The sequence below is a fragment of the Kitasatospora sp. NPDC056531 genome (assembly GCF_042794375.1).
In the GTDB taxonomy this organism is placed as follows: domain Bacteria; phylum Actinomycetota; class Actinomycetes; order Streptomycetales; family Streptomycetaceae; genus Kitasatospora.
The window spans coordinates 31,788-57,746 of the sequence record NZ_JBHTTU010000046.1; the positions used below are offsets into that span (position 1 = coordinate 31,788).

General features: G+C 69.9%; 22 protein-coding genes. 14 read left to right on the top strand and 8 right to left on the bottom strand.

Going from position 1 to position 25,959, the window contains the following annotated elements; genetic code table 11:
• Window positions 1-230 precede the first annotated feature (230 nt).
• The 3 genes from ACFQ87_RS29950 to ACFQ87_RS29960 all read right to left on the bottom strand — a co-directional run bounded on the left by ACFQ87_RS29950 (window position 231) and on the right by ACFQ87_RS29960 (window position 4,677).
• Window positions 231-1,646: an APC family permease gene (locus ACFQ87_RS29950; protein ID WP_380613971.1), complete on the bottom strand. Its 1,416-nt coding sequence runs from the start codon at window positions 1,644-1,646 to the stop codon at window positions 231-233.
• Window positions 1,647-1,845: 199 nt separating this feature from the next.
• The gene (locus ACFQ87_RS29955) at window positions 1,846-3,252 is read right to left on the bottom strand and encodes a flavin monoamine oxidase family protein (protein ID WP_380613972.1); all 1,407 of its coding nucleotides are present in this window, start codon (window positions 3,250-3,252) and stop codon (window positions 1,846-1,848) included.
• Window positions 3,253-3,672: 420 nt separating this feature from the next.
• The gene (locus ACFQ87_RS29960; RefSeq protein ID WP_380613973.1) at window positions 3,673-4,677 is read right to left on the bottom strand and encodes a CAP domain-containing protein; all 1,005 of its coding nucleotides are present in this window, start codon (window positions 4,675-4,677) and stop codon (window positions 3,673-3,675) included.
• A 185-nt stretch (window positions 4,678-4,862) separates the two neighbouring features.
• Between ACFQ87_RS29960 and ACFQ87_RS29965 the strand changes: the two genes are divergently transcribed.
• The 10 genes from ACFQ87_RS29965 (at window position 4,863) to ACFQ87_RS30010 (ending at window position 15,920) form a co-directional block, all read left to right on the top strand.
• On the top strand, window positions 4,863-6,518 hold the full coding sequence (locus tag ACFQ87_RS29965) for a sigma-70 family RNA polymerase sigma factor (RefSeq protein ID WP_380613974.1): 1,656 nt from the start codon (window positions 4,863-4,865) through the stop codon (window positions 6,516-6,518).
• 793 nt (window positions 6,519-7,311) lie between these two features.
• Complete coding sequence (gene tatA, locus ACFQ87_RS29970) at window positions 7,312-7,578, top strand: Sec-independent protein translocase subunit TatA (protein ID WP_380613975.1); 267 nt, start codon at window positions 7,312-7,314, stop codon at window positions 7,576-7,578.
• A gap of 174 nt (window positions 7,579-7,752) precedes the next feature.
• Window positions 7,753-8,694, top strand: coding sequence for a DUF4436 family protein (locus tag ACFQ87_RS29975; protein WP_380613976.1), 942 nt, complete (start codon window positions 7,753-7,755; stop codon window positions 8,692-8,694).
• A 160-nt stretch (window positions 8,695-8,854) separates the two neighbouring features.
• The gene (locus ACFQ87_RS29980) at window positions 8,855-10,039 is read left to right on the top strand and encodes a lipid-transfer protein (protein ID WP_380613977.1); all 1,185 of its coding nucleotides are present in this window, start codon (window positions 8,855-8,857) and stop codon (window positions 10,037-10,039) included.
• A gap of 3 nt (window positions 10,040-10,042) precedes the next feature.
• Window positions 10,043-10,501: a MaoC family dehydratase N-terminal domain-containing protein gene (locus tag ACFQ87_RS29985; RefSeq protein WP_380613978.1), complete on the top strand. Its 459-nt coding sequence runs from the start codon at window positions 10,043-10,045 to the stop codon at window positions 10,499-10,501.
• Entirely contained in the window at window positions 10,498-10,899 is a 402-nt protein-coding gene (locus ACFQ87_RS29990) for a MaoC/PaaZ C-terminal domain-containing protein (protein WP_380613979.1), read from the top strand. Before ACFQ87_RS29985 ends, ACFQ87_RS29990 begins: the two co-directional genes overlap by 4 nt.
• A gap of 16 nt (window positions 10,900-10,915) precedes the next feature.
• Window positions 10,916-11,743, top strand: coding sequence for an SDR family NAD(P)-dependent oxidoreductase (locus ACFQ87_RS29995; protein ID WP_380613980.1), 828 nt, complete (start codon window positions 10,916-10,918; stop codon window positions 11,741-11,743).
• A 126-nt stretch (window positions 11,744-11,869) separates the two neighbouring features.
• Window positions 11,870-13,018: an acyl-CoA dehydrogenase family protein gene (locus ACFQ87_RS30000; RefSeq protein ID WP_380613981.1), complete on the top strand. Its 1,149-nt coding sequence runs from the start codon at window positions 11,870-11,872 to the stop codon at window positions 13,016-13,018.
• A gap of 47 nt (window positions 13,019-13,065) precedes the next feature.
• Window positions 13,066-14,613, top strand: coding sequence for a long-chain-fatty-acid--CoA ligase (locus tag ACFQ87_RS30005; RefSeq protein WP_380613982.1), 1,548 nt, complete (start codon window positions 13,066-13,068; stop codon window positions 14,611-14,613).
• A gap of 47 nt (window positions 14,614-14,660) precedes the next feature.
• Complete coding sequence (locus ACFQ87_RS30010; RefSeq protein ID WP_380613983.1) at window positions 14,661-15,920, top strand: TetR/AcrR family transcriptional regulator; 1,260 nt, start codon at window positions 14,661-14,663, stop codon at window positions 15,918-15,920.
• Window positions 15,921-16,099: 179 nt separating this feature from the next.
• On the opposite strand, the gene ACFQ87_RS30015 is transcribed toward ACFQ87_RS30010, so the two are convergent.
• Together ACFQ87_RS30015 and ACFQ87_RS30020 are read right to left on the bottom strand one after the other, a co-directional pair.
• Window positions 16,100-16,954: a DUF998 domain-containing protein gene (locus ACFQ87_RS30015; protein ID WP_380613984.1), complete on the bottom strand. Its 855-nt coding sequence runs from the start codon at window positions 16,952-16,954 to the stop codon at window positions 16,100-16,102.
• A 541-nt stretch (window positions 16,955-17,495) separates the two neighbouring features.
• Window positions 17,496-18,134, bottom strand: a complete 639-nt coding sequence (locus tag ACFQ87_RS30020) for a TetR/AcrR family transcriptional regulator (RefSeq protein WP_380613985.1) — start codon at window positions 18,132-18,134, stop codon at window positions 17,496-17,498.
• 132 nt (window positions 18,135-18,266) lie between these two features.
• On the opposite strand from ACFQ87_RS30020, the gene ACFQ87_RS30025 reads away from it, so the two are divergent.
• The 4 genes from ACFQ87_RS30025 to ACFQ87_RS30040 all read left to right on the top strand — a co-directional run bounded on the left by ACFQ87_RS30025 (window position 18,267) and on the right by ACFQ87_RS30040 (window position 22,428).
• Window positions 18,267-19,019, top strand: a complete 753-nt coding sequence (locus ACFQ87_RS30025; RefSeq protein WP_380613986.1) for an SDR family oxidoreductase — start codon at window positions 18,267-18,269, stop codon at window positions 19,017-19,019.
• 55 nt (window positions 19,020-19,074) lie between these two features.
• Window positions 19,075-19,971: an SDR family oxidoreductase gene (locus ACFQ87_RS30030; protein ID WP_380613987.1), complete on the top strand. Its 897-nt coding sequence runs from the start codon at window positions 19,075-19,077 to the stop codon at window positions 19,969-19,971.
• Between the two features lie 43 nt (window positions 19,972-20,014).
• A complete protein-coding gene (locus tag ACFQ87_RS30035) occupies window positions 20,015-20,602 on the top strand; it encodes a hypothetical protein (protein ID WP_380613988.1) in 588 nt (195 codons plus the stop codon).
• A 266-nt stretch (window positions 20,603-20,868) separates the two neighbouring features.
• Entirely contained in the window at window positions 20,869-22,428 is a 1,560-nt protein-coding gene (locus ACFQ87_RS30040; RefSeq protein WP_380613989.1) for an oxidoreductase, read from the top strand.
• Window positions 22,429-22,448: 20 nt separating this feature from the next.
• On the opposite strand, the gene ACFQ87_RS30045 is transcribed toward ACFQ87_RS30040, so the two are convergent.
• From ACFQ87_RS30045 to ACFQ87_RS30055, 3 genes are all read right to left on the bottom strand, one after another.
• A complete protein-coding gene (locus ACFQ87_RS30045) occupies window positions 22,449-23,669 on the bottom strand; it encodes a tyrosine-type recombinase/integrase (protein WP_380613990.1) in 1,221 nt (406 codons plus the stop codon).
• A gap of 332 nt (window positions 23,670-24,001) precedes the next feature.
• Window positions 24,002-24,907, bottom strand: coding sequence for a CAP domain-containing protein (locus tag ACFQ87_RS30050; protein WP_380613991.1), 906 nt, complete (start codon window positions 24,905-24,907; stop codon window positions 24,002-24,004).
• 9 nt (window positions 24,908-24,916) lie between these two features.
• Window positions 24,917-25,959: transposase (locus ACFQ87_RS30055; protein WP_380613992.1), on the bottom strand; the 1,043-nt coding region annotated here is incomplete at its 5' end.

Here is a 25,959-nt window from a genome sequence, read left to right on the forward strand (position 1 = left end):
GTAGGTGGAGGGGGGGAGTCGGGCGTTGTGGGGGTGGGGGTGTTTTTGTCCTGGGGGGGGGGGGGGGTGGGGAGGGCTGGGATCCCTTCCCCCCGACACGTGATGTCACGCCTTCTTGCGGGCGCCAATCGCCGTCAGTACTTCCTGGGCCGCCCGGGTCCAGTGCGGATAATGCGCGCACGGCGCGGACGCTGGTCGGCCGAGGGGTTGGCCTGCGTCCTTGCGCCGGGCTACGCCTCGGCGCCCGCGATGCGGCGGCGGCGCTTGGCCATCGGTGCGTACAGCAGTGCGCAGGCGCCGACGGCGATGAGGCAGTAGGTGACCGCCTTGGTGCCGTTCTCCGTGTACTGCTGCCACGCGGCCCAGGTGCAGATGCCGGTCAGGCTCAGGGCGACGAGGGAGAGGCCGACGGGTCCGCCGGGGACGCGGTAGGGACGTTCCAGGTGCGGCTCGCGCACGCGCAGGGCGATGAGTGCGGCGACTTCGAGCAGCAGGGTGATGTTGGTGAGGAAGACGTCCACGATGATCAGGTTGCTGAAGCTGCTCAGGCAGAACAGGGCGTAGATCGCGGATGAGCCGATGAGGGAGGCGACGGGAACCTGGCGGCGGGCGGTCCTTCTCGCCATCCAGTTCGGGAAGTAGCCGTCCTGGGCCAGGACGAATGGAACGCGGGCGCTGGAGGTGAGGAGCGCGGAGAACATCGCGGCCGAGGCGATCATGCCGCCGAGCGTCACGGCGGTCTGCAGCCACGGGCCGGCCAGGGCTGCGGCCACGGCCGAGAAGGAGCCGCTGTGCCAGCTCTTCCAGCCGGCCGGGCCGTCCGGCCCGAGCGTGAGCGAGGCGAGTGCCGGCAGCAGGTAGCCGGCGGTGATGGCCACGACGGAGAGGGCGAGTGCCCGCGGCAGGTGCTTGCGCGGGTTGTCGATCTCACCGGCGAAGGCGGAGACGTCGTCCCAGCCGCTGTAGTTCCACATGGCGAGGAAGAGTCCGGCGCCGAAGGCGCTTGCGATCGACTGGTCCGGGCGGCTGGTCAGCTGCGAAACGGGGCCGGCGCCGTCGCCGAGCATGTGCGCGAAGCCGGCGACGCCCAACAGCAGCAGCGGCGTGAGGCAGACCACTGCGAACACGACAGCGGAGGCGCCGACCCTGGCCGTACCCATCAGGTTGATCAGGACGCAGGCGGTGATGACGGCGAGGCAGACGCACCAGTGCAGGTCGAACTGGAAGTGGCCCACGGCGAACAGCACGTGCTCGCCCGGTGCGGCCCAGTCGACCATGGACTGCAGGTAGCCGGTGAACAGGACCGGGTAGACGGCCAGGTCCACGAAGCCGCCCAGCCAGCTGAGCATGCCCTGCTGGAAACCCCAGAAGCGTCCCAGCCCGCGCCGCACCCAGTGGTAGTAGCCGCCGTCGACCGGGATCGCCGTGCCGAGCTCGGCGCAGACCATCGCGTGCGGAACGCTGTAGACGAGGGGTGTCACCAGGAGCAGCAGCAGGCCGATACCGGGACCGGCGGTGGAGAACAGGCCCTCGATGCCGTAGGCCCCGCCGGAGACGCTGAAGAAGATGAGCGCGACCAGGGGCGCGAGCTTCACGTTCCGGGCGGGGGAGAGGAACTGCGCCGCCGGAGCGGCTGCTGCGGTCACGGCAGTGACGTTCGGTGGCACTTCTCACCTTGATCCGGCGGACGACGGGCAACGAGCCGGGTGATTATCTCCACGGAATCTCCAGGTGGCACATCCGGTTGGCGTCGCCAACCGCCCTGCGCCGATGATCACGGAGAGTCATGGGCGGCACCGTCGGTTCGGGAGCGGTGCGCCGTCGGAGTCAGCGGAGGCACAGGTGTCAGCCGGCGATCTCCTTGGCCGCGCGGATGCCCGACAGGTAGGCGCCGTGGACGGTGGCGAAGGACTGGCGGTTGGTCGCCTCCCCGGCGAAGTGCACCCGGCCGTCGACGGTGGCCGCCAGTTGGTCGCGCATGTCGGGTGTCGAGCCGAGCTTGTTGAAGGAGTAGGAGCCCAGGGCGTAGGGGTCGGAGGCCCAGCGGGTGATCTGATACTCGGTCGGGGAGGGGATGTCGTTGCCGAAGATCGTCTTCAGCGTGGTCATGGCGCTGGCGACGATCTGGGTGTCGTTCCAGCCCTCGATCGTGCGGCCGAAGTCGGCGGCGTTGAAGCCGAGCAGCACCGGCTGGCCGGTGGGGCGGGCGACGTTGATCCACTGCTCCCACTGTCCGTAGTGGTTCAGGTCGGGGATGTAGGTCAGCCAGTCGGTGTCCGGCCAGAATGCCTTCGGGAAGTGCAGGTAGCACTTGTCGAGCACGCCCGTGCCCAGCTTGCTGATCGCGGCCTGCTTGTCGGCGGGCAGGCCGGGGCCGAATTTGACCGATCCGCTCTGCAGGACGCCCAGTGGCAGCGTGATCACGACGTGGTCGGCCTGGAAGGTGTCCTTGTCGGTGGTGACCGTCACGCCGCCGGAGGTCCAGTCGATCTGCTTGACGACCTGCCCGGTCCGGACCGACAAGCCCTTGGCCAGGTGATCGGTGACGGCGCCGTAGCCGTCGGGGAACAGCACGTCCTTGCCGCTGATCTTGGCGTCGTCGTCGAAGTACAGGCCGGACATCTGGTCGACGCTGCCCGCGTACTCGTGCTCGTAGTCGTTCAGCGCGTACGAGATCAAGGCCTTGTCGGAATCGGAGAGGTTCGACCACCCCAGCGCGTTCTGGACGACGGTGCGCACCGCCTCGTCTTGGTTGTCGTCGCTCTGGAAGGACGACAGCGCCTTCGCGGTGTCCTGCTGCCACCGCTGCAGTGACCGGGCCTGGGCGCCCGCGATCTCCTGGCCGTCGGTGGTGTAGTCGGTGGAGCTCGCGGGGTCGGTCACCACCGTCTTCGCGCCGGCCTGCTTCGCAAGGTCGGTGATCGGGTTGCCGTCGATGCCGTGGATCCACGACGCACCCAGGTCGAGCGGCACCCCGGACCACTGCCGACTCGTCCAGATCCGCCCGCCGATCCGGTCGCGCGCTTCGAGCACCGACACCTCGTGGCCCTTGTCGGCCAGGTACCGGGCAGCACCCAGACCGCTGATGCCCGCGCCGACGACGACCACCTTCCGGTGCCCGGAAGAGCTGGACGGACTGTTCTCCTGGCCGCCGTCCCCGCCGTCGTCACAGGCGGACAGCGAGGCGAAGAGGGCGAAGCTGGGCAGACCCAGACCCATGCTCTTCAGGAAGCGACGGCGATGCATCGTCATGCCTTCTCCACCGATCTGCGATCCGACACCGGCCGACTACGAGGATGTCGGTGAATGCCCCGTCACGCCCGCCGTGCCGCCCACCGGTGGCACCACGCTCGGGCCGCTGGGCGCGAGTACGCCCGGGCGGGTGCCCCGTCGTGTGCGGCGACGGGCAGCAACCCGCCCGGTGCCCACCTGTACGCCATTAGGTAACGGGCAGGGTGGGTCCAGCCCTGCACGGGCGCCGAAGCCGGTTCGAGAGCCATCCCGCCGTCTTCAGGTGCCGCCGTCCGGGCTGTCCGCTCGGGGTCGAGCTCTGGAGAACCATCTGCGGTCCGTGTCCGCCGCTCCCGGGAGCGGCGGACACGGACGGCCGTGCGTCAGCCGGCGTGCGGAGCAGGTACCGTCACGCCGCGCTGCGGGCCGGGTCGGTGCCGGTTAGTGAGCGTCGGAGAAGTTGTGCACTCCCCACCAGCCGGTCCCGTCGTGGTAGATGCCCACGCCGACTTCGGTGAACGACGGGTTGGTCTGGGCCGCGTAGTGGCCGGGGCTGTGGCGCCACATGGACTGGAACTGCTCGGCCGCTTCCTGGGCGGTCATGGACGCATCGCTCCACCAGACGATGTTCTCGCCGATCCAGGTACGCGAGCCGGTCACCAGGTACGCCTTGTCGTCACTGGTGGAGTGTCCGAAGCCCGTGGTGCTCATGTGCTGGGCCCACTTGCGGGCGAAGTCCGACAGGTCGGCGCGCAGCGTCAGCGGGGGCAGGCCGCGGGTCGCGCGTTCGCCGTTGAGGAGCTGCAGCGACATGGCTTCGGCGTCACTGGTGCTCTGGGAGGTGGTTCGGGGCCCGGGGATCTTCGGGTCCGGTCCGACCGGCCCGTCAGCCGGGGAGGCGGCCTTCGTGGCGGGCGGCGCGGCTGCCACGGGTGTGCCGCCGCCCGCCGCGCCGTCGGTCCCGGTGTCGGCCGGCCGCGTGGCCGGGGTCCGGGACGCGGTCTTGTGCGCGGAGGGCGACGCGTTGGCGGATGCCGAGCTGCGCGGCGAGGCGGAAGCCGAGGCGGACGGGCTGGCGGAGCCCGTCGCGGACGGCGAGGCGGAAGCGGACGCGGAGGTCGGCACGGTGGCCGGCGGAGGGGCGAGGGCGGGGGCACTCGGCACCGGTATGTCACCGGCCGCCGAGACCCGAGCTGCGTCGCGGCCTGCGGAGTTCGCTGCGGACAGCGTGGTGTATCCGGCGACGCCGGCCACGGCCAGTGCGGCGGCTGCCGAGATCGCGATGGTCCGGCTCCGTGCGGGGGCGGCGCCATGGCGCCGGGTACGCCAGCGGTGCGCCCCGCGGCCCGGTGCCGGGGCGGGCGCGTCCGCCCCGGCCGGGCGCTGCCACGGTCCGTCCCCGTGCTGCCGCGGTAGCGGGAACTGGGTCGTGGGGTCGTCGTTCATGCTGGTCTGCCTCCTGAGGGTGCGAGTCGGTGTTCGTTCCGACGCCCTGGGAGAACCAGCGGACCGGGCCGCGATAACGGAAAAAATCCGAAAGAAATTCGAGCCGGGTTTCTTGTTATCCGCCTTTTCACAACAGGTCTCCGGCAGATGGGGGGACGTGTGATCGGGACGAGTGAGGACAGTGGATGCAGGTCACAAGCGGTATGGACGCCGAGGTGGTCGCGGCTGCGCGCGCCGGGGACGAGCAGGCTCGGGACCGGCTGATAGCCGGGTGTCTGCCGCTGGTCTACAACGTCGTCGGCCGGGCGATGAACGGGCATCCGGACGTGGACGACGTGGTGCAGGAGACCATGATCCGCGTGGTGAACGGGCTCGACGGAGTACGGGACCTGGCCTCGTTCCGGTCCTGGCTGGTCGCGGTCGCGATGAACGAGGTGCGGCGCTGCTGGTCCACCCGGCGGGCCGCAAGCGTCTCGGGCCTGGATGACGTGGCCCAGGTCGCCGACCCGTCCGGGGACTTCGTCGGCCTGACGGTGCTGCGGCTGGGCCTGTCCGGTCAGCGCAGGGAGACCGCCGAGGCGACCCGCTGGCTGGACGAGAACGACCGCGACCTGCTCTCCCTGTGGTGGCAGGAGGCGGCCGGGCAGCTCACCCGGGCAGAGCTGGCGACCGCGATGGAGCTGTCCCCGCAGCACGCGGCCGTGCGGGTGCAGCGGATGAAGGAGCAGTTGGAGATCAGCCGTACGGTGGTCCGGGCGCTGGCCGCGACGCCGCGCTGCCCGGCGCTGGACGAGGTCGTCGCCGACTGGGACGGCCGGCCGAGCACGCTGTTGCGCAAGCGGATCGCCCGGCACACCCGCTCCTGCGGCGAGTGCTCGGATTTCGGCCGGGACCTGGTGCCGGCCGAGGGGCTGCTGTCGGGCCTCATCCTGGTGATCCCCCCGCACGGCTTCGGCCACTTCTCGCTCACCAGCGGGTTCGCGACGCCCACCACGCACGCCTTCGCGAGCTCCACCGCCAGCCACGCCACGGCGGCCCACTCCTCGGCGCACCTGGCGACGCCGACCGCAGGGCCACTCAACTCACCCGCGCCGCAGGCGCTTCAGCAGCCCTCCCACAGCGGATCGCTCTTTGACGGCGCGGGGCAGTCGGGCGGCTCGCACCGACGGGCCGCCCGGCGCGGCGCGAACCGGCGACTGCGACACGGTGCCCAGCTGGCCGGCACGCTCGCCATCGCGGCCGTCGCCCTGGCCGTCGTCCGGGAGCTCCCGGAACAGTCGTCCCATATCACCGCGCCGGTCGCCGAACCGTCACCCAAGACCGCCACGGCCATCGTCACACCGCCTCCGGTACCGGTCACCACCGCCCTTGCCAGCCCGACCCCGGCTCCGACCGCGAGCCCCAGCGCCAGCGTCAGCCCGAAGCCGTCCAGCACCCCGAGCCCCACCGCCAGCGCACCCGGCCTGGAACGGCAGCTGATCGACCTGATCAACACCGCCCGGGCGAAGAACGGCTGTCAGGCGCTGCACATCGACCCCAAGCTGCACAGCGCGGCCCAGCAGCACTCCCAGGACATGGCCGCCAACCACTACTTCGATCATGTCGACCAGCAGGGCCGCCACGCGGACGGCCGGATCACCGCGGCCGGATACCAGTGGAGCCTGTGGGGCGAGAACCTCGACCGGAACACCAAGTCGCCCGCTCAGGTGCTGAACGACTGGATGGACGGCGCGATCCACCAGGAGAGCATGCTGAACTGCCAGTACACCGACGCCGGTGTCGGGATCGCCTCGGCGATGGGCGGCCCGCTGTGGACACTGGACGTCGCCGCACCAAGCTGACGCCCGCCCGCCCGGCCATCGCCAGCCGCTTCGGTGGCCAGCCCACCCGGTGCTCGACCTCGACGGTGACCAACCACGACACCGAGCGCGACGGCAGCACCCTCAACCACAAGAGCGGCGCGCCCTACATCCTGGCGAACCTCGCCAGCCACCTGGACCAACAGCGACGACTCCCCGCTGGCCGACGCCAACGGCTTCGTCACCAACACCAACCGCTCCTGGTTCTGCACCGACGAGGACCAGGGCATCGCCAAGATGGTCGGCTGGTACAACGCCGCGGCCGGCCAGTCCGTCTCCAACTGGTACGACGACGGCACCAACTTCATCTCCTTCAGCCGGGGCATCCGCGGCTGCATCGCGATGTGCAGCACGGCTGCCGTGTCGGGCAGCCCCGACCCGCAACCAAATGCCTCTATTGACACATCGGAGACTCAATATATGCTTTACTGTGTCAGCCCTGCTGTGCTGAAGGAAGGGCAGGACTCCAGTCGGCTGCGCTGCGGAGCATGCAGGTTCCCCGCTGTGCATCCCCTACCGCCGCCGACGCTCTTGGCGGTCACTGCCCGGATCCGGACCCCGGTCCTCGTGCCCACCCCTGAGGTGCGAGGGCCGGTACGGGTTGACCCTGTAAGCGGGCGGCGAGCAGTCTCCGCCCGTCCTCGTCGGCGATCGCGGCCCGAACCGTTGCACCGACTGAGAAGCCAGTCGAGCCAGGTTGGGATCGGGGACGGGGCATGAAGGAGCCGCCGCGGCGCGGCATCGAAACGAGCACGAAAGATCCGGTGGTGCAGAGATGCTGCGCAATGGCCTGGAGCCCTGGCATGTCCTGGTGATGGTGGCGGTGCTGGTGCTGCTCTTCGGTTCCAGGAAGCTGCCCGAGATGGCCCGCGGACTGGGGAAGTCGATGCGCATCCTGAAGGCCGAGACGGCAGCCATGCGCGAGGACGGCTCGTCGACCGAGGAACCGGATGCGGGCGCGCCAGCGCCGACCCCGCCAGCGGTCGCCACGGCCACTCTCACGAAGGCCGATGAACCCACCAAGTTGGGAAAGACGCCCTGACCGCGGGCCCTTGGAGCTCGGGGTGCGGCACCGCCGCGCGCCGCCCCTGGTAAGTCGTCTCGGCCCGGCAGGTGATGGGGCCCGTCGGCCGAGGCATCCCAATCGCAACACCGGCGCGCGTCCGGGCGGCAGCGACCCCGCACGCCCCGCACCAGCGCCGTAGGAAGGACGACCGTGCAGGTCACCACTCCCGAGGTCGGCGCAACCGAACCCGCGGCCGAGCCGCAGGCAGCGCCCCGTACCCCTCGTCGCCGAAGCTGGCGGTTCGCCGTCGTGCCGGCACTGATCATCGGCCTGTGCGGGTCCGGGATCGGGCTGTACCTCAATGAGCGCAACACTCGTGAGCAGGCGTACGAGCTGGGCATTCCCTCTTCCGGGGACTGGATCGAGCTGGAGGTCACCGCCCAGGACGTGGATCCGTCGGTGCAGCGGCTGGCGCTGTACGTCACCGCCATCCCACACGGCAGGCTCGCCGCCGGCCCCGACTCCCAGGCCTTCGCCCGCCCTGTGGAGATCACCGCCACCGGCACCGCCAAGACGACCATCAAAGCCGCCGAGGGTGAAACCGCGGCACCGCAGGTGTTCCATGTCGAGACCTACGGCGGCACCGCCACCGACTACCCCTTCGACCGCTACCGCACGGAGGCGAGCTTCACCGCCACCAGCGGCGGCACAACCGTGCCGGTGGGCCTGGTCTTCACCGACGCCGACCCGTTCTTCGTCCTTCACCCCGAAACCGCCACCGCCGGCACCGGCACGGTGGTCCTGGACGCGAAGATCACCCGCTCCCGCAGCACCTTCATCCTGGCCTGGTTCATGATCGCGGCGATGTGGGCACTCGCACTGGCAGTACTCGGCGCCGCCGAAGTGCTCTACCGCAAGCGCGAGGGCCTCATCTGGCCCTCCCTCGGCTGGATGGCCGCGACGATCTTCGCCCTGATCGGCATGCGCAACGCCGCTCCCGGCTCGCCCCCCATCGGATCGCTCATCGACTACGTCGCCTTCTTCTGGGCCGAAGGCATCATCGCGGCCAGCCTGACCTGCACCGTCCTGTCCGGCATCCGAACCGAGCACCAGCAGCGCCGCGAACGGGAAGCCGCCGCCGACGGGCGGTGACGGCCGCCGGCCCCGGCGGCTGCATCGGATGGTGGTGCAGTCGGCGTAGAAGCGCCTGCGCGGGGCCGCGCGATCGCGGGTTCCGTCCCGCCTCTTTCGAGCTAAGTGAATGACTAGTAGTCTCAACCTCTCAGAGGTGGAGCGGAAGGCTGGAGCCGGCATGGCATCGAGGGTGACCGTCGCGGGCGTGGGGATGATCCCGTTCACGACGCCGAGGAACAGCGAGCCCTACGACGTGATGGGCGAGAAGGCGGCGCGGGTCGCGCTCGCCGACGCGGGGATCGACTACGGCCTGGTGCAGCAGGCATACGTCGGCTATGTGTATGGCGATTCGTGTTGCGGCCAGGCTGCTTTGTACGGCCTGGGCCAGAGCGGCATCCCGATCGTGAACGTGAACAACAACTGCTCGACCGGATCCTCGGCGCTGTTCCTGGCCCGGCAGGCGATCGAGAGCGGCATGGCGGACTGCGTACTCGCCCTGGGCTTCGAGCAGATGCAGAGCGGTGCACTGGCGTCGCACTGGCAGGACCGGACCAGCCCTTTCGCCCGCTTCGACGAGGTGGCCCTCGCCGTTCAGGGGGAATCCGACGCCCCGTTCGCCGCGCAGTACTTCGGCGGCGCCGGTGCGGCCTACGCCAAGGAGTACGGCCTGGCCGAGGACACCTTCGCCAAGATCGCGGTCAAGGCGCGCAGGCACGCGGCGAACAACCCGTACGCGGTGTTCCGCGACCCGGTGACGGTCGAGGAGGTGCTCGCCTCGCCGCGGATCTACGGCCCGCTGACCCGGCTGCAGTGCTGCCCGCCGACCTGCGGCGCGGCGGCGGCGGTGCTGTGCTCGGAGGAATTCGCCCGCCGGCACGGGCTGCGCACCGATGTGGCGATCACGGCGCAGGCGATGACCACGGACTTCCCGTCGACCTTCGCGGATGCGGACATGCGCAAGGTCGTCGGCTACGACATGTCGAAGGCCGCGGCGGAGCAGGTCTACGAGCAGGCCGGCATCGGGCCGCAGGACGTGCGGGTCGTCGAGTTGCACGACTGTTTCACCACGAACGAACTGCTCACCTACGAGGCGCTGGGGCTGACGCCGGAGGGCACGGCGGAGAAGTTCGTCTGCGACGGTGACAACACCTACGGCGGCCGCGTGGTCACCAACCCCTCGGGCGGCCTGCTGTCGAAGGGCCACCCGCTGGGCGCGACCGGGCTGGCCCAGTGCACCGAGCTGGTCTGGCAACTGCGCGGCCACGCCGAGGCGCGGCAGGTGGAGGACGCGACGGTGGCGTTGCAGCACAACATCGGGCTCGGCGGCGCCGCTGTGGTGACGCTGTACCAGAAGGTGGGCTGAGCGATGGCAATCGACGCGGAGGCCGCCGGGAAGCTGGCGCTCGACCCGATCACGGTCGAAGTGGAGCGCGGCCGACTGCGCTTCTTCGCCAAGGCCACCGGCCAGACGGACCCCGTCTACACGGATGTGGACGCCGCCGGGCGGGCGGACCACCGGGACCTGCCGGTTCCGCCGACGTTCTTCTTCAGCCTGGAGCTGGAGGCACCCGACCCGTTCGCCTACCTGGCCGCGCTGGGCGTGGACCTGCGCCGGGTGCTGCACGGCGAGCAGGCGTTCACCTACCACCGGCCGGCCTACGCGGGCGACAAGCTCACCCTCCGGCCGCGCATCGTCGACGTGTACAGCAAGAAGGGCGGCGCGCTGGACTTCCTCGTCAAACGAACCGATGTCCACCGCGGAACCGAGCTGATCGCCGAGGCGCAGAGTGTCCTCGTGGTGCGCAATCCCGAGGTGCCGCAGTGACGATCCCGAAGAGCATCGAGGTCGGCACCGAGCTGCCCGCGCTGCGCATCGCGCCGATCTCCCGGACCACGCTGGCACTGTTCGCAGGCGCGTCCGGCGACCACAACCCGATCCACATCGACCTCGACGTCGCGAAGTCCGCCGGCCTGGACGACGTGTTCGCACACGGGATGCTGTCCATGGCCTACCTGGGCCGGCTGCTTACCGACTGGGTGCCGCAGGAACGGATCCGCTCCTACCGGGTGCGCTTCGCCGCCGTCACCCCCGTACACGCCTCCTTGACCTGCACCGCCAGCGTCGTGTCCGTCGAGGACGGCCTTGCCACGCTCGCCCTCACCGTCGCCCTGGACGACGGCACCCTTACCCTCGCCGGCGACGCCGTCGTCGCGCTGGACTGAAAGGAACGTGATCCGCATGGGAAAGCTCGACGGCAAGGTCGCCATCATCTCCGGCTCGGGCCGCGGCATCGGCCGCGAGATCGCCCTCAAGCTGGCCGCCGACGGCGCCGCCGTGGTGGTCAACGACCTCGATGGCGAGCCCGCCAAGGAGACGGTGGCCGCGATCGAGGCCATCGGCGGGCGGGCGGTGGCCTGTCCGGGCAGCGTCACCGAGAAGGGCTTCGCCGAGCACTTCGTGCAGACGGCCGCAGACACCTTCGGCGGCCTGGACATCATCGTCAACAACGCCGGCTACACCTGGGACAGCGTCATCCAGAAGATGACCGACGAGCAGTGGGACGCCATCCTCGACGTGCACCTCAAGGCGCCGTTCCGGATCCTGCGGGCCGCACAGCCGGTGATCTCCGCCGCAGCCAAGCGCGCCGCGCAAGCCGGTGAGCCGGTGCCGTGCCGCAAGGTCGTCAACATCTCCTCGATCGCCGGCCTCGGCGGCAACCCGGGCCAGGCCAACTACGCCGCCGCGAAGGCCGGGATCACCGGCCTGACCAGGACCCTGGCCAAGGAATGGGGCCGCTACAACGTGACGGTCAACACCGTGGCGTTCGGGCTGATCAAGACCCGGCTGACGCAGACCCCCGCCGGCGACGGGACCATCGACGTCCAGGGCAAGGAGATCAAGGTCGGCGTCAGCCCCGACCTGATGTCCGCGATGGAGCACGCGATCCCACTCGGCCGCGCGGGCACCCCGGCCGAGGCCGCGGGCTCGGTCTACCTGTTCTGCATCCCCGAATCGGACTACGTCAGCGGGCAGACCCTCGTCTGCGGCGGCGGGTTCATGATCTGACGGCCATGCTCCGCAGGTGATTTCAGCAGCGGCGTCGCCATCCCGCTCGATCGCCCGGACCGGCTCACCGTATTCCCCGGCTGCGGCCGCACCCGTTCCCGACAACCCGAGAAAGCCGGACAGATCATGAAGCGGACCCTTTTCGAAGCCGAGCACGAGGCCTACCGAGGGAGTGTGCGGGCCTTCATCGATAAGGAGGTCGTGCCGTACTACGCGGACTGGAACAAGGCGGGCATCGTGCCTCGCGAGCTGTTCACCGGTCTGGGCGGTCTCGGCGCGTTCGGCATCGCCGTGCCCGAGGAGTTCGGCGGTGCCGGGATCCACGACTTCCGCTACAACGTGATCCTTCAGGAGGAAGGGGCGCGGGCGGCGGTCTCCCCGGCGATACTCGGCCCCGCGCTCCATTCTGACGTGTGCCTGCCCTACTTCCTCGACTGCACCACCGATGAGCAGAAGGCGCGCTGGCTTCCCGGTATCGCCTCCGGCGAACTGGTCACGGCGATCGCCATGACCGAACCGGGCACCGGTTCCGACCTGTCCGGCATCCGTACCAAGGCGGTCCGCGAGGGCGACCACTACGTCATCGACGGATCGAAGACGTTCATCACCAACGGAATCAATTCCGACTTGGTCACCGTCGCGGTCCGCACAGGCGATCATCCGCACCGGGGCCTCAGCCTGATCGTCGTCGAACGCGACACCCCGGGCTTCGAACGCGGCCGCAAGCTGGAGAAGGTCGGACTGCACGCCCAAGACACCGCCGAGCTGTCGTTCAACGGTGCCCGGGTGCCGGTGGCAAACCTGCTCGGCACCGAAGGCGAAGGCTTCTTCGCCCTGACCAGGAACCTCGCCCAGGAGCGGATGTCGGTCGCAGTGGCCGGCCTGGCCCAGGCCGTCGCCGCATTCGACTGGACCACCGCCTACGTCCGCGAGCGCAAGGCCTTCGGCAAGCCCATCGGATCACTGCAGGTGATCCGCCACCGCCTCGCCGAACTGGCCACCGAGATCGAGGTGGCCCAGCACTACCTCGACCGCTGCGTACTGACCCTCAACGCGGGCGAGTTGACCGTCGTCGACGCCGCCAAGGCCAAATGGTGGTGCACCGAACTGCAAGGCAGGGTCGTCGACGCCTGCGTCCAACTGCACGGCGGATACGGCTACATGCTGGAGTACCCGATCGCACGGGCCTGGCAGGACAGCCGCGTGAGCCGGATCTACGCGGGCACGACCGAGATCATGAAGGAGATCATCGGCCGCTCCCTCGACCTCGGATAGGCACCTTCATCTGATCACTTGCTGATCCCCGCGCAAAGGAGCGCCAGATGCACGTGACGCAAACGCTGCACAGAGCCCTGCAGCACGATCCGCTCCGGCCGATGACCGTCTTCGGCGACCGGGTGCGCTCGGTCGCCGAATCGGTGGAGCAAATCGCCCGATTCGCCGGGGCGCTGCGGTCGCTCGGTGTGAGGCCGGGTGACCGGGTCGGCGTTCTCGCTCTGAACTCCGACCGCTACCACGAGTACCTGCTCGCGGTGCCGTGGGCCGACGCGGTGGTCAACCCGGTCAACACCCGGTGGAGCACCGCCGAGATCGTCTACTCGCTTCAGGAATCCGGGACGCGGGTGCTGCTGGTCGACGATGCTTTCGCGGGCATGCTGCCCGCGCTGCACGAACAGTTCCCCGAGCTCTCGACCACGATCTTCATCGGCGATGGCGCACTTCCCGAGGGAACGCTGGACTACGAACAGCTGATCACCGACGCGGAGCCGGTCGAAGACGCCCGGCGGGGCGGTGACGAGGTGTTCGGCGTCTTCTACACGGGCGGAACGACTGGGTACCCCAAGGGCGTGATGCTCAGCCACACCAACGTGATGACCTCCGCACTCGGCTGCCAGGCCGCCGGCTCCCTCGTCAGCCCGAACGGGCGGCTGCTGCACACGGCGCCCATGTTCCACCTCGCCGACCTCGCCATCTGGCTCTGCGGCCTTCTGGCCGGATCGACGCACGTCATCACGCCCGCCTTCGCAGCGGACGACGTACTCAGCGCGATCTCCCGGCACCAGGTCACCGACGTGCTGCTCGTCCCCACCATGATCCAGATGCTGGTCGACGCACCCGCGCTTCCCGAGCACGACCTGAGCAGCCTGCACTCCCTGATCTACGGTGCCTCGCCGATCTCGCAGGCGGTGCTCGACCGCGCCCGCACAGCGTTCCCGGCCGCCGGGTTCACCCAGGCCTACGGAATGACCGAACTGTCCCCGGTGACCACGATATTGTCGCCCGCCGACCACGGGAACCCCAAGCTGCGCCGCTCCGCCGGCCGCAGCGCCCCGCACGCAGAGGTGCGCATCGTGGACTTCAACGGCACCGAGGTGCCGCGAGGGCAGGTGGGCGAGGTCGTCGTGCGCGGCGATCACACGATGCTCGGCTACTGGAACCGGCCCGAGGACACGGCGACCGCACTGGAGGCCGGCTGGATACACACCGGTGACGGCGGCTACATGGACGAGCATGGCTACGTCTTCATCGTCGACCGGATCAAGGACATGATCGTGTCCGGCGGGGAGAACATCTACTCCGCCGAGGTCGAGAACGCACTCGCCAAGCACCCGGCCGTGGCGGCCTGCGCGGTCATCGGCGTGCCCGACCCGAGGTTCGGCGAGCGGGTGCACGCCGTCGTGGTCCTGCAACACGGCCAGAGCGCGACGGAGGAGCAGCTGCGCGATGCCTGCCGCGAGCACATCGCCGGCTACAAGGTGCCGCGCAGCGTCGAGGTCGTCGACGCCCTGCCCATGTCAGGGGCGGGCAAGATTCTCAAGCGGGAGCTGCGCAGGAAATACTGGCCGGACGGCGAACGCCAGGTTCGCTGAGGCCGCACGGCCTGAACGGCAACCGGTACCAGGACCAGGAGGAGACGGTGACGGTCGACACGGAGGCAACCGCACCTCCCGCCCGAGGCACGCGGCCTCGCAACCGCCGGGAGTTGATCGTCACTGCGGCACGCGAACTGTTCTGCCGGCACGGCTACGCCAACGTGGCGATGAGCGACATCGCCACGGCGGTCGGCATCGGCCCCTCAGCCCTGTACCGGCACTTCCGTGGCAAGCAGGAACTGCTCCACGCGGTCGTCGCCGAGGCACTGGAGACGAGCCTGGCCAGGCTGCACACGGCGCAACCGGGCGATCTCGGGGCACTGGCCCGCGAGTTCGCCGAGGCCGCCCTGGCCCGCCGCGAACTCGGCGTGCTGTGGCAACGCGAAGCCCGGCACCTGCCGGCCGAACAACACACCGAACTCGGCGAGCAACTGCACGCCGCCCGGCGCCTGTTCGTCGATCAGCTGACCGCGTTCCGGCCCAGCCTGGACCCGGCCCACGCGGAACTCCTCGCATGGAGCACGCTCGACATCGCGGCCAGCATCGCCTACCAGCACGTCGAACTGCCCACACCCGAATACCCCGACCTGATCGCCGACCTCGTGCGATGCGTGGCGACCGCCGACCTCCCGGACCCCGGCGAACACGCCACCTACCGCCCAGCCGGTGGCCAGGCGCTCTCACACCGGTCCCGCCGGGAGAGCCTGCTGGCCGCGGCAACCGCACTGTTCGCCGAACGCGGCTACGCCTCGGTCAGCCTGGAGGACACCGGCAACGCCGTCGGAATCGCCGGGCAGAGCATCTACAACCACTTCTCCAGCAAGCACGAGATCCTCGCCACCGCCATGAACCGCAGCGCCGAACGGCTGTGGCTCGACCTGGCCGAGGTACTCGCCTCCGCACACGACCACGCGGACGCCCTGCGTCTCCTCGTACTGAAGTACACCCAGTTCGCGCTGGCCCACCCGCACCTGGTGACGCTCATCGTCACCGAGACCGAGCACCTCCCGGACGACGAGCGACACCGAACCCGCCAGACCCAGCGCGATTACATCGACGAATGGCTGCACCTCATGCGCCATGTCCACCCGGACATGTCACCGGCCGAGGCACGCGTCCGCGTGCAGGCCGTACTCACCATCGTCAACGACATCGCCCGAACCCCCCGGCTCCGCACCCAGTCGGGCATCGCACACAACGTCCACCACCTCGGCTGCACCCTCCTGGGACTGGACAGCAACCGGATGGGGCATGGGGCCGCAGGGTCAAATCCTGTCGCCCCGACCGGCGTGAGCAGCTCGTAGGCCGTTTCCACCGTGAGGTGGGAGCGGCCGACCCCATCGGACGCAGCTCAAGGTACTGGTCCGTGCCCAGGAGCGGCTGCAGGGGCTGCTGGACTCAATGCTGACCATCAGCCGGGAGGCGGACTGTCGGCGGTGCTGCACCGGGTCGTCACTACCGCCATGGACCCGGTCCAGGCGCGCTACGGGGCCCTGGGCGGGCTGGACGAGTCTGGGACGTACCTGAAGGAGTTCATCCCGGTCGGCCTGTCCGAGCCGGCAAGCGCTGACCTGACCGACCTGGCCTCCGCGGACGTCGGCTGCTCGGGCATCTGATCCGCCGACCGCAGCCGCTGCGCGTCGACAGCATCCCCTCCCACCCGGCCTCGGCCGGTCCGGCATGGCGCCGTGACGGGCACGCACGACGGGGTAGGAGGTGGAACGCTGAGGGCCGCGCAGAACAGGGAGATGAGCAGGATCTGGCTGCGCTCCGGAACGCCGATGAGACGCGATCCGGTCAGCACCATGGTGGCCTCCCCGAGGCCCAGGGCTGCCACCGCCAGCCCGCTCGCCAACGTGAACGTGCCGAGCCGGTGATGGCCCGGCAGGCGCCGCAGGGCGGTGTCGATGAGCACGGCGGCGATCACTGCGGCCGTGAACTCGAGCAGGCCGGTAAGCGTGTGCGGCTGGGCGAGCTGCGCCGTGATCGTGCCCCTGTCGCGGGCTCGGCAGAGCACGTCGGCTGACGGCGCGCACGGCATCGGCCACAGGCTGTCGGCCGCCGAGCACAGCCCGGTGACCGCGAGGGCGATCACGGCGGCAAGCCCGCGCCGACTCCCGCTGACACACGAGCCGGTCAGGCCGATCGCGAGGGCGGCCAAGCCGATCCCGCTGGCCGCGTCACTTGCGCGGAACAGCACAGTGGCGGGCTGTCCCGGCACGGACAGCTCGCTGACGTACGACCGGAGCAGGCCCAGCCGCGAGCCCACCACCCATTGCAGCGGAAACGAACTATAGGTGAGGGCCCCGAGCAGCCCCACCGCCGCAGCCGCTGTCACCCAGGGACCGCCCCGGGCGCACGGGGATCTCGCCATCAGCAACGGCCCGCCCATGATCGCGACTCCCGTCCAGCACGCCCGCCAAGGCGCGTCGCCCGCCGGGAAGCAGCCCGTCCAGGGGGGCCGGTAACGCGTTCACCCACCCCCCTGAGACGCCGGACCGAGAAGCGTTTCACGGCGCCCCTCGCCTTCATCGTGCACATCCTCGGCATCACCGACCCCCCGACTTCGTCGGCATTGCCCGGATCAGGCAACAGAGGTCGCCGTCCGGAACCCGCCGACCCTCCGGCCTCTCAGCCCGACCGTCGAATACCACCCCGGACGGCGCAGTTGCCATTCGACACCGCTCCAGCCGAACTCCCTCGCTCGCCCCGTAGCCGATTCCCACGGTACTCACGATCCCGTCCACCAGGGCCGACCGGACGCTGGGCCCGATCCGCAGGACCCGAAGCGTGTGCCACACTCCGCGGTGATCAGTGCCAAGCCGTCCGCCAGCGTGCGTCCAGTCGGTGACTGGTTACGGCAACCGCGGGGTCGCCGCCTACGGGCGCAGGCCGCGCATCAGGTTGGTGACGAGTCCGGTCACGAACTCCTCGGTGACGGGCTCGTCGGGGATCAGCAGTCGGTGGTAGCAGGCGCCCCAGAGCTGGTCGACGACGATGCGCGGATCCATGTCGGCCCGTAGCTGGCCGCGTCGCTGGGCACGCTCGAGGACCTCGACGGCCAGGCGGCGGCGCGGTCCCGAGTAGTGCTCGCGGAAGGCGGCCGCCAGGTCCGGGTCGGTCTGCGCCTGGCCGACCAGTTCGGCGACGACCCGGCCGGCCGGGGTGTCCACGGTGAGGTGGACGAAGGCGCGCAGTTGGGTGAGCAGGTCCGCCTCGATGTCGCCGGTGTCGGGGAAGGCGAGGGTGTTCTCGACTGCGTTGAAGTAGCCGTCGAGGGCGAGGGCTCCCTTTGAGGGCCACCACTTGTAGATCGACATCTTGCTGACGCCCGCGGTCGCGGCCACCCGCTCGATCGTGAAGTTCGCCATGCCCTCGCTGAGCAGTAGCGCGCCGGCGGCGGAGAGGATGTCGCGGCGCACTTCGTCGGCTGGGCGCCGGCCCCGGCCGCGCCGTACGGGCGCGGCTGGGGCCGGGGCGGAGCTGCTGCTTGAACTCGGTGTCGATGCCCTGGTCACCGCTGCCTCCTCGGGCCGGTTGGGTGGGACCTCCCCAGTTTATATGGACGCGGCGTCTACATATGGCTAATATGGACGCATCGTCCATTAGGGCGAGCCGGAACGTGTCCGTCAGTTAGAAGGAGTCCTGCCATGACCAGCACCAGCACCAGCACCGCCGCCCAGCGCGTCGCCGTCGTCACCGGCGGGTCCGGCGGCATCGGCCGGGTCGCCGCCGAGCGCCTCGCCGCCGACGGCCTCGCCGTCGTCGTCTCCTACGCGGGCAACCCGGCGCACGCCGAGGAGGCGGTGCGGGCGATCGAGAAGGCGGGCGGCACCGCCGTCGCCGTCAAGGCGGACGTTGCCGACGAGACCGAGGTGACCACGCTGTTCGACGTAGCCGAGGAGCGCTTCGGGGGTGTCGACGTCGTCGTGCATGCGGCCGGGATCATGCTGCTCGCCCCGCTGGCCGAGCTCGACCTCGCCGACTTCGACCGGATGCACCGCATCAACGTGCGCGGCACCTTCGTCGTCGGCCAGCAGGCCGCCCGGCGGGTCCGCCGCGGGGGCGCGATCGTCAACTTCTCCAGCTCGGTCACGAAGATCGCACTGCCGAACTACGCCGCCTACGCCGCTACCAAGGGCGCCGTCGACGCCATGACGCTGATCCTCGCCAAGGAGCTTCGGGGCCGCGACGTCACCGTCAACGCCGTCGCCCCGGGCCCGACCGCGACCCCGCTGTTCCTGGAAGGCAAGCCGGACGCCGTCGTCGAGCAGCTGACGCTCATGTCGCCGCTGGAGCGCCTGGGCACCCCGGACGACATCGCCGAGGTCGTCTCCTTCCTGGCCGGCCCGGCCCGCTGGGTCAACGGACAGGTCCTCTACGCCAACGGCGGCGTCATCTGACGGCCGGTCGACCACCCCGCGCTCCCCGACAGCCACCGAAAGGAATGTGAGCATCATGTCCAAGGTCGTTCTCGTCACCGGCGCCTCCAGCGGCTTCGGCGCCATGACCGTACGCGCCCTCGCCGACGCGGGCCACCGCGTCTACGCCGGCATCCGCCACACCACCGGCCGCAACCGGCCCGCTGTCGCCGATGCCGCCCGCTACGCCCACGACCACGGCGTCGACCTGCGCAGCGTTGAACTCGACGTCAGCGACCAGGCGTCCGTGGACGCGGCCGTCGCCGCGATCGTCGCCGAGTCGAGCCGGATCGACGTGGTCGTGCACAACGCCGGCCACATGGTCCTCGGCCCACTGGAAGCATTCACCCCCGAGCAACTGCACGAGGTCTTCGACGTGAACGCGGCCTCCACCCAGCGGGTCAACCGCGCCGTCCTACCCCACCTTCGTCGGCAGGGCGACGGCCTGCTCGTCTGGGTCGGCTCGACCAGCACCCGCGGCGGCACCCCGCCCTACCTCGGCCCCTACTTCGCCGCCAAGTCCGCCATGGACTCCCTCGCCGTCACCTACGCCGCCGAGGTCGCCCGCTTCGGCATCGACACCACGATCGTCGTTCCCGGCGCCTTCACCTCCGGCACCAACCACTTCGCCCACTCCGGCCGCCCCGCCGACACCACCGTCGCCCAGGCATACGAGACCCGCTACGCCGGCCTGTCGGAGCAGGTCGGCGCCCGCCTGGCGGAGATCACCCCGCCGGACGCGGACCCGGCCGAGGTCGCCGCCGCGATCGTGCACGTCGTCGACACCCCCAAGGGGCAGCGGCCCTTCCGCGTCCACATCGACCCGGTCGACGACGGAGCCGAGACCGTCAACCGCGTCGGGGACCTGGTGCGCGCCGCCTTCTACCGGCGCATCGGCCTCGATGACCTGCTTGGCCCGCGTGTGGACGCCTGAGCGGTGCAAGGTGTGCACGCGAACGTGGCAAGCGTCCCGTTTCGTGACTTCCGGGGCCGGCCAACACTGGCCGACCACTGCGCAGATCGGACGGAATCCGAAGCTGTTCGGCGCCACAGCCTGTCGGCGGCCACGGCCAGATCCGGCCCGGCATGTCGCCCACCAAAACGTCGACGGCGAGGGCCACGCCGGGGTCGCCATCGGCGTGCGCGGCAAGCTCTACGGCGACCTGCACCTGTCCGAACGGCGCAACGGCGGGCCCTTCGACGCCAGCGACGAGAGCACCGTCATCGCCCTGGCCGGAGCCGCCGTCCCCTCGGCGTCGACCCCACCCAGCCCCGCCGCGACGACGCCCCCCCTCACCGCGATCCCCACGCTGGTCTTCTTCACCGACGGGCTCATCGAACACCCCGCCCACGCCATCGACACCAGCCTCCGCTCCCTCGCCGAACTCGCCGCCAACCACGCCATCACACCCCTGGACGAACTCGTCCGGACCTTGGCCGACCACCACCCCGGCGACGGTCACGACGACCTGGCCACTCCCACCCAGCTCCCATTGCCAGCCAACCACCGCCGGACGGGCGGTGGCGGTGGCGGGCCGGTTGGGACGCCTCGGGCGTGCCCGTAGATCGGTTCGGTCATCGGGCCGACCGTGACGACGCTTGCCCGAGCGCCGGTTTCCATCGTCGACCTGACGCGGAAACACGGCCCACCCCACCGCAGCGACGGCGCCCCGACCGGTCCGCCGCCGTGCCTTCCGCCACGAAGACGACGACCGGGGTGATCCTGGTCTCCAAGGCGGCCTCGACGTGCCCGACGCCACCTGACCGCCAGCGGCTCCCACAGGGTCACCTCGGCGTCACCTTCGCGACGAAAGAGCAGGTGAAGTGATCGATGGCTGACAACGCCGACCGTCCTGAGCCCGCCGATCTGCCGTCTCCGCCGCAGACAGGCGTCTCGCCCGAGGCTGTGCAGCGCTACAGAGCACAACTGACGACCGGGCAGGACGCCATTGACCCCAGTACCTGGGCCGGCTCCGTGCCGCAAGCTCACGGTGTCGCGCCTCGGGTACGTGTCGGCCGCGGCAGGTGGTTCAACCTGCTGTGGCTGCTGCCCATCGGGCTCGCTGTCCTGATCACGGCAGTTGCGGCCGCACAGGGCCTGCGTCACATCCCTTCGGTACAGCGGTTCATCCGTCATTATCCCGGCACGGTCACCCCAGCCGGCCTGACGGGAACCGGAGGTCTGCCCGGCTGGGTGGGTGCACAGCACTTTCTCAGCCTCTTCTTGATGATCTTCATCATCCGCGCAGGCGTTCAGATTCTCGCTGATCACCCTCGGCTCTACTGGACCCGGCACAGCACCCCGGGCCGGGAGTGGTTCCGCGCGCAGAAACCGGTTCCCACCGATCCCCTGTGGACCGCGAAGAACGACTCCATCACTCTGCCCGGCCACGTGGGACTGCCCGGCATCCGCCACTCGATCGGACTGGCCCGGTGGTGGCACCTGGGCACCGCCACGCTGTGGCTACTCAACGGGCTGATCTTCTACGTCCTGCTGTTCGAGAGCGGCCAGTGGCGGTTGCTGGTGCCGACGAACCGGGCCGTCTTCCCCAATGCGGCGTCAGCACTGATCCAATACCTGTCCTTGGACTGGCCGACCCAGACCGCGTGGGTCAGCTACAACGGCCTGCAGCAGCTCGCATACTTCATCACGGTCTTCCTCGCCGCTCCGGCCGCGCTCCTCACCGGGCTGGGCATGTCCCCGGCGTTGTCCACCCGTTTCAAACGGATCAGCAAAGTACTCAGCATCCAGACAGCACGATCACTGCACTTCCTCGTGCTGATGTGGTTCGCGCTCTTCAGCGTCATCCACGTGACCCTGGTGTTCACCACCGGGCTGCTGCGCAACCTCAACCATATGTACGCCGCACGGGGCGGTGACAGCTGGGTCGGCTTCGGGGTCTTCGCGGCCTCCATGGTGGTCGTCGTCGCGGGCTGGGTCGCGGCCACCCCGTTCACGTTGCAGCACCCGCGCGTCGTGCAGCGGCTCGGCTACGCGCTGATCGGTCCGGCGCAGCGCCTGTTCGAGCATGTGGACGCCACGCCCGGCGAGTACACCGAGAAGGACATCTCCCCCTACTTCTGGCACAACGGGCAGTATCCGGACTCGGCGGAGTACCGGGCACTGTTCGACGGCAACTTCGGCGACTACCGGCTGCAGATCGGCGGTCTGGTCGACAACCCGGTCGCACTGGACCTGCGGCAACTGCGCTGGGGGTCAAGGGGTCGCAGGTTCAAATCCTGTCGTCCCGACTGTGAAGTCGGTTGTGAGAGCGGGTACTTGGGAAACCAGGTACCCGCTCTCACTCGTTTCCGGAGAGCGCGTGGTCGCAAGGTGGTCGCGCCTGGCGCTCTGACCTGGCGGTTTGCGGGCGAGGTGGGTGCGGGGTGATCGCACCACCTGATGTCCTGTCAGCTGATCTCGCGGGGGAGGTCTGCGTGGTCGAGTGCGTCGGCGAGCGCGGTGACGGCTTCGTGGGCGGCTTGGGGGAGCAGGTGACCGTAGATGTTGACGGTGGTGGCCAGGGTGGAGTGCCGCAGGGTCTTGGAGACGACGGCGAGTGGCACCTGGGAACTGATCATGATGGTGGCGGCGGTGTGCCTGAGGTCGTGAAGGCCGATCTTGGGCAGGCCGATCTCGGCCGAGCGCCGGCGCAGGGTGTGCAGGAGTCGCTCGGGGTTGATGGGTTTGCCGTCGGGGCGGGTGAAGACCATGCCCTGGAGGCGGGGTTGGTCGGGGTGGGCGCTGCGATGGCGGGCGGCTTGGCGGCGTAGGGCGGCGGTGACGCGGGGGGAGAGGCTGACCCAGTTGCGGCTGGCGCGGGTCTTGGGTGCTTGCAGGTGCAGGCGGGCGTTGTTCACCGAGGCCAGGGTCCAGCGCACGAACAGGACGCGTTGCTGGAAGTGGACGTCCGGCCAGTGCAGGCCCAGGACTTCGCCGCGGCGCATACCGGTGCCGAGGATGACCTCGAAGATGTCGGCGTAGACGTCGTTGTGGGTCTCGGCGTTGTGGTGAAGGAAGGCGGAGGCCTGCTGCGGGGTCCAGCACAGCCGCTCGGGTGCGGCGGGTCGCTTGAGCGCGGCGTTGCGGGCGGGGTTGCGGGCCAGCAGGTCCACACTGACGGCGGCGTTCATGGCGCTGGAGAGGATGGAGCAGCAGCGGTGGACGGTGGGGCGTCCTCGGCCGGCGGCCAGTTGTCGGCGGGACCACGTGGCGACGTGCCGGTCGCGCAGGTCGGTCAGGGGTAGTGGGCCGAAGGCGGGTATGAGGTCGTGGTGGACGTGGCGGTGGTAGCCGGCGTAGGTGGTGGCCTTGAGGACCTCCTGCTTGGAGAGCAGCCACTCCCTCAGGTAGTCGGCGACGGTCAGGGCCTCGTCCGCCGTGATGCCGGTGCGCTCGGCCAGCAGGAAGTTCTGCAGGGCGGCAAGGGCCGCGTTCTGGTCGGGGAAGCCACCGCGGCGCCGGGTCTCGCGCCTGCCGGTTAGGGAGGGCAGGTCCACGGCGTAGGCCCAGCTGCCATGGTCGGATTGGGCGTTCAGCTTCGGGCAGCGGGCGCCGTACTGACGGCCATCGGTGTTACGGCAGCCGCAGCGCCGGTAGACGCGTCCGCGCTGAGGATCGGTCAGGTCCACGGGTATCGACTCCTTGTGTGATCGAGCTGACCCAGCTTCACGGCGGAGCTCCCTGGCGCGGCAGTTGGCGGCCCATGGCGTCGGGGAGGCGAAGCTGGCGACCATCTGGGCCTGTGAGCTGCGCCGATCCCCTTGGGAAGTGCCAAGGGGGGCGGTAGCGACCATTCGGTGGTGATTATCGGAGGTGTGGAGAGTCGAGTCCGAGGGTGGCGAAGAATGCAGGCGACAAGCAGGAAGACGGAGGCTTGAGTCCTATTCCATTTTCATCTGCATGCCGAATAGTTGACGCCTGGACTGGCGACTGGGTTGTCGGCTGCTGCACGCCCGGGCTGTCAGCCTGGGCTGCCCAGGTCGAGGGTCCAGAGCAGGCCGTTCGTGGTGGGGGCGGTGCCGACGCCGGCGTCGGTGTACTGGCAGTCGAGCATGTTCTGCTGGTGGATCGCGCCGTCCGACCAGTCCTTCAGCACCGTGTTCGGCGAGCTCGTGTCCCGGTCGAGGTTCTCGGCCCACACACTCCACTGGTAGCCGGAGGCGGTCATGCGGCCGTCGGCGTGGTTGCCGCGCGGGTCGACGTGGTCGAAGTAGCCGGCGACGGCCATGTCGTCGGAATGCCCTTGCGCGGCCGCGTGCAGGCGCCGGTTGACGCGCAGCGGCCTGCAGCCGTTCTTCGCCCGTCGGATGTTGATCAGGTCGACGAGTTGCTGTTCGAGGGTCTTCTGGGGTGTGGGCGAGGAGAGGGTCGGGGTGGGGGTGGCCTGACGAGGAGGAGTGGTGGTGGCGGGCGGGGGCTGGGGTTCGGTGACGGTTGGCGCGGAAGACGCCGTGGTGGGGGCTGGAGCCGGGGATGCGGGCGTGACCGCGACCGACGGAGCGGGCGCGGTGTGGTCCGGGCCGGGTTGGAGGATCTGTACTCCGGCGAGGACGGTCAGCGCGACCGCGGCTGCCCCGGCTGCCTTGGCCGTCCTGATTGCTCGCCCATCGTGTGGGTGGAGCCTGCGTGTCGGGGCGGCCGACGGTGCCGCCGCGCGTGCTGTGCGGGAGAGTGCCTGCTGTGCGGCCGTGGTGGCGAACGCGGCCAGGTGCGGTGAGGCGGCTAGGTGCGGTGGCGGGAGCAGCAGCGGGAGGCCGGCGAGCAGTCCCTCGACCGGTACCAGACCGTGCTGGTGCCCCGCACAGTGCGGACAGTTCCGGGCGTGCCTGGCGATGCGTTTGCGCCACAGTACGACCCTGTTGCCCATTCGGGTTGATCAGGTTTTCGTGGCGAGGTTGATCTCCAGGCGGGCGAGGTGGCTGGTGTGGGAGCGGTCGAGGGCGCGGTCGTTCCACCAGGCGTCGAGGCGGTGGAGGTTGAGCGCGCAGGCGCCGGTGACGTGTTCGAGTCGGGTTTTGTCCAGACCGCGGTAGCGGGCTCGGCGGGCGCCGGTTGTGGCGACGGCCTGGCGGATGGTGCCCTCGACGCCGCAGCGCAGGGCGTAGTCGGCCTGCCAGTCGCGTCCGGCCTGCTCGGCCCGGCGGGCGCGCAGGGTCTCGGTCATGGCCTTGGCCTGGAGGGACAGCTGCCGGTAGCCACGCTTGTCGGTGGTGCACTGGGGGCGGGCGGTGCAGGGTTCACAGGTGCGCTTGGAGAACTTCACCACGGTCGCCGGCCTGCCGTGTTGGGTGCACGGGCTCCAGGTGGTGCTGGTCTGTCCGAGCGGACAGGTGACCTGCTGGTGCTTCCAGTCGATGGTGAAGTTCTCGGCGGCGAAGCCGAGTTGTTCGCGGGCCTGGCGGGACTGGTCGAGCAGGGCGGGCGTGATCAGCGCAACCGCGTGGTCGGTGAGCGCGGTGCGGATGGCCTCGGCGCTGGCATAGCCGGAGTCGAGGTAGTGCTCGCCCGGCAGCAGCCCGCGACGGTCCTCGCGTGCGTGGATATCGGCGAGCGCGTTGATGTCGGGAACGGTGGAGGCGGTGGTGGCCACGTCCGTGATCAGGTTCGGGACGGCCCGCTCGTCCTCGGCCGCGTCGGTGCAGCTCTCGGTGACGTGCAGCTTGAACCCGTTCCAGAACAACTCGCCCTTCACCGACCAGCGGGTATCGAGGTCGTAAGGGGAGGCGATGCGCCTGTGGCCTGGCGGCAGGCCCTCCCCGCCGTCCTCGGCGCGGCGGCGCCGGGTCACCGTCTCCCGGCCCCGGGAGTCGGTGCCGAGCTGGTAGTTCTGCACCAGCACGGTCCGCAGGACCTGCACCGACGGCAGCTCGCGCAGCCAGGATGGTGAACGCGGGTCGTAGACCGCGCGGACCAACGCGT

Excerpts from the sequence above, each read along its gene's own strand:
- ACFQ87_RS29965 (WP_380613974.1), top strand. The coding sequence starts at position 4,863 with ATGCAGGTCACAAGCGGTATGGACGCCGAGGTGGTCGCGGCTGCGCGC.
- ACFQ87_RS30000 (WP_380613981.1), top strand. The coding sequence starts at position 11,870 with ATGAAGCGGACCCTTTTCGAAGCCGAGCACGAGGCCTACCGAGGGAGT.
- ACFQ87_RS30040 (WP_380613989.1), top strand. The coding sequence starts at position 20,869 with ATGGCTGACAACGCCGACCGTCCTGAGCCCGCCGATCTGCCGTCTCCG.
- ACFQ87_RS30005 (WP_380613982.1), top strand. The coding sequence starts at position 13,066 with ATGCACGTGACGCAAACGCTGCACAGAGCCCTGCAGCACGATCCGCTC.
- ACFQ87_RS29985 (WP_380613978.1), top strand. The coding sequence starts at position 10,043 with ATGGCAATCGACGCGGAGGCCGCCGGGAAGCTGGCGCTCGACCCGATC.
- tatA (WP_380613975.1), top strand. The coding sequence starts at position 7,312 with ATGCTGCGCAATGGCCTGGAGCCCTGGCATGTCCTGGTGATGGTGGCG.
- ACFQ87_RS30030 (WP_380613987.1), top strand. The coding sequence starts at position 19,075 with ATGTCCAAGGTCGTTCTCGTCACCGGCGCCTCCAGCGGCTTCGGCGCC.
- ACFQ87_RS30050 (WP_380613991.1), bottom strand. The coding sequence starts at position 24,907 with ATGGGCAACAGGGTCGTACTGTGGCGCAAACGCATCGCCAGGCACGCC.
- ACFQ87_RS29980 (WP_380613977.1), top strand. The coding sequence starts at position 8,855 with ATGGCATCGAGGGTGACCGTCGCGGGCGTGGGGATGATCCCGTTCACG.
- ACFQ87_RS29955 (WP_380613972.1), bottom strand. The coding sequence starts at position 3,252 with ATGACGATGCATCGCCGTCGCTTCCTGAAGAGCATGGGTCTGGGTCTG.
- ACFQ87_RS30025 (WP_380613986.1), top strand. The coding sequence starts at position 18,267 with ATGACCAGCACCAGCACCAGCACCGCCGCCCAGCGCGTCGCCGTCGTC.
- ACFQ87_RS29995 (WP_380613980.1), top strand. The coding sequence starts at position 10,916 with ATGGGAAAGCTCGACGGCAAGGTCGCCATCATCTCCGGCTCGGGCCGC.
- ACFQ87_RS29960 (WP_380613973.1), bottom strand. The coding sequence starts at position 4,677 with ATGAACGACGACCCCACGACCCAGTTCCCGCTACCGCGGCAGCACGGG.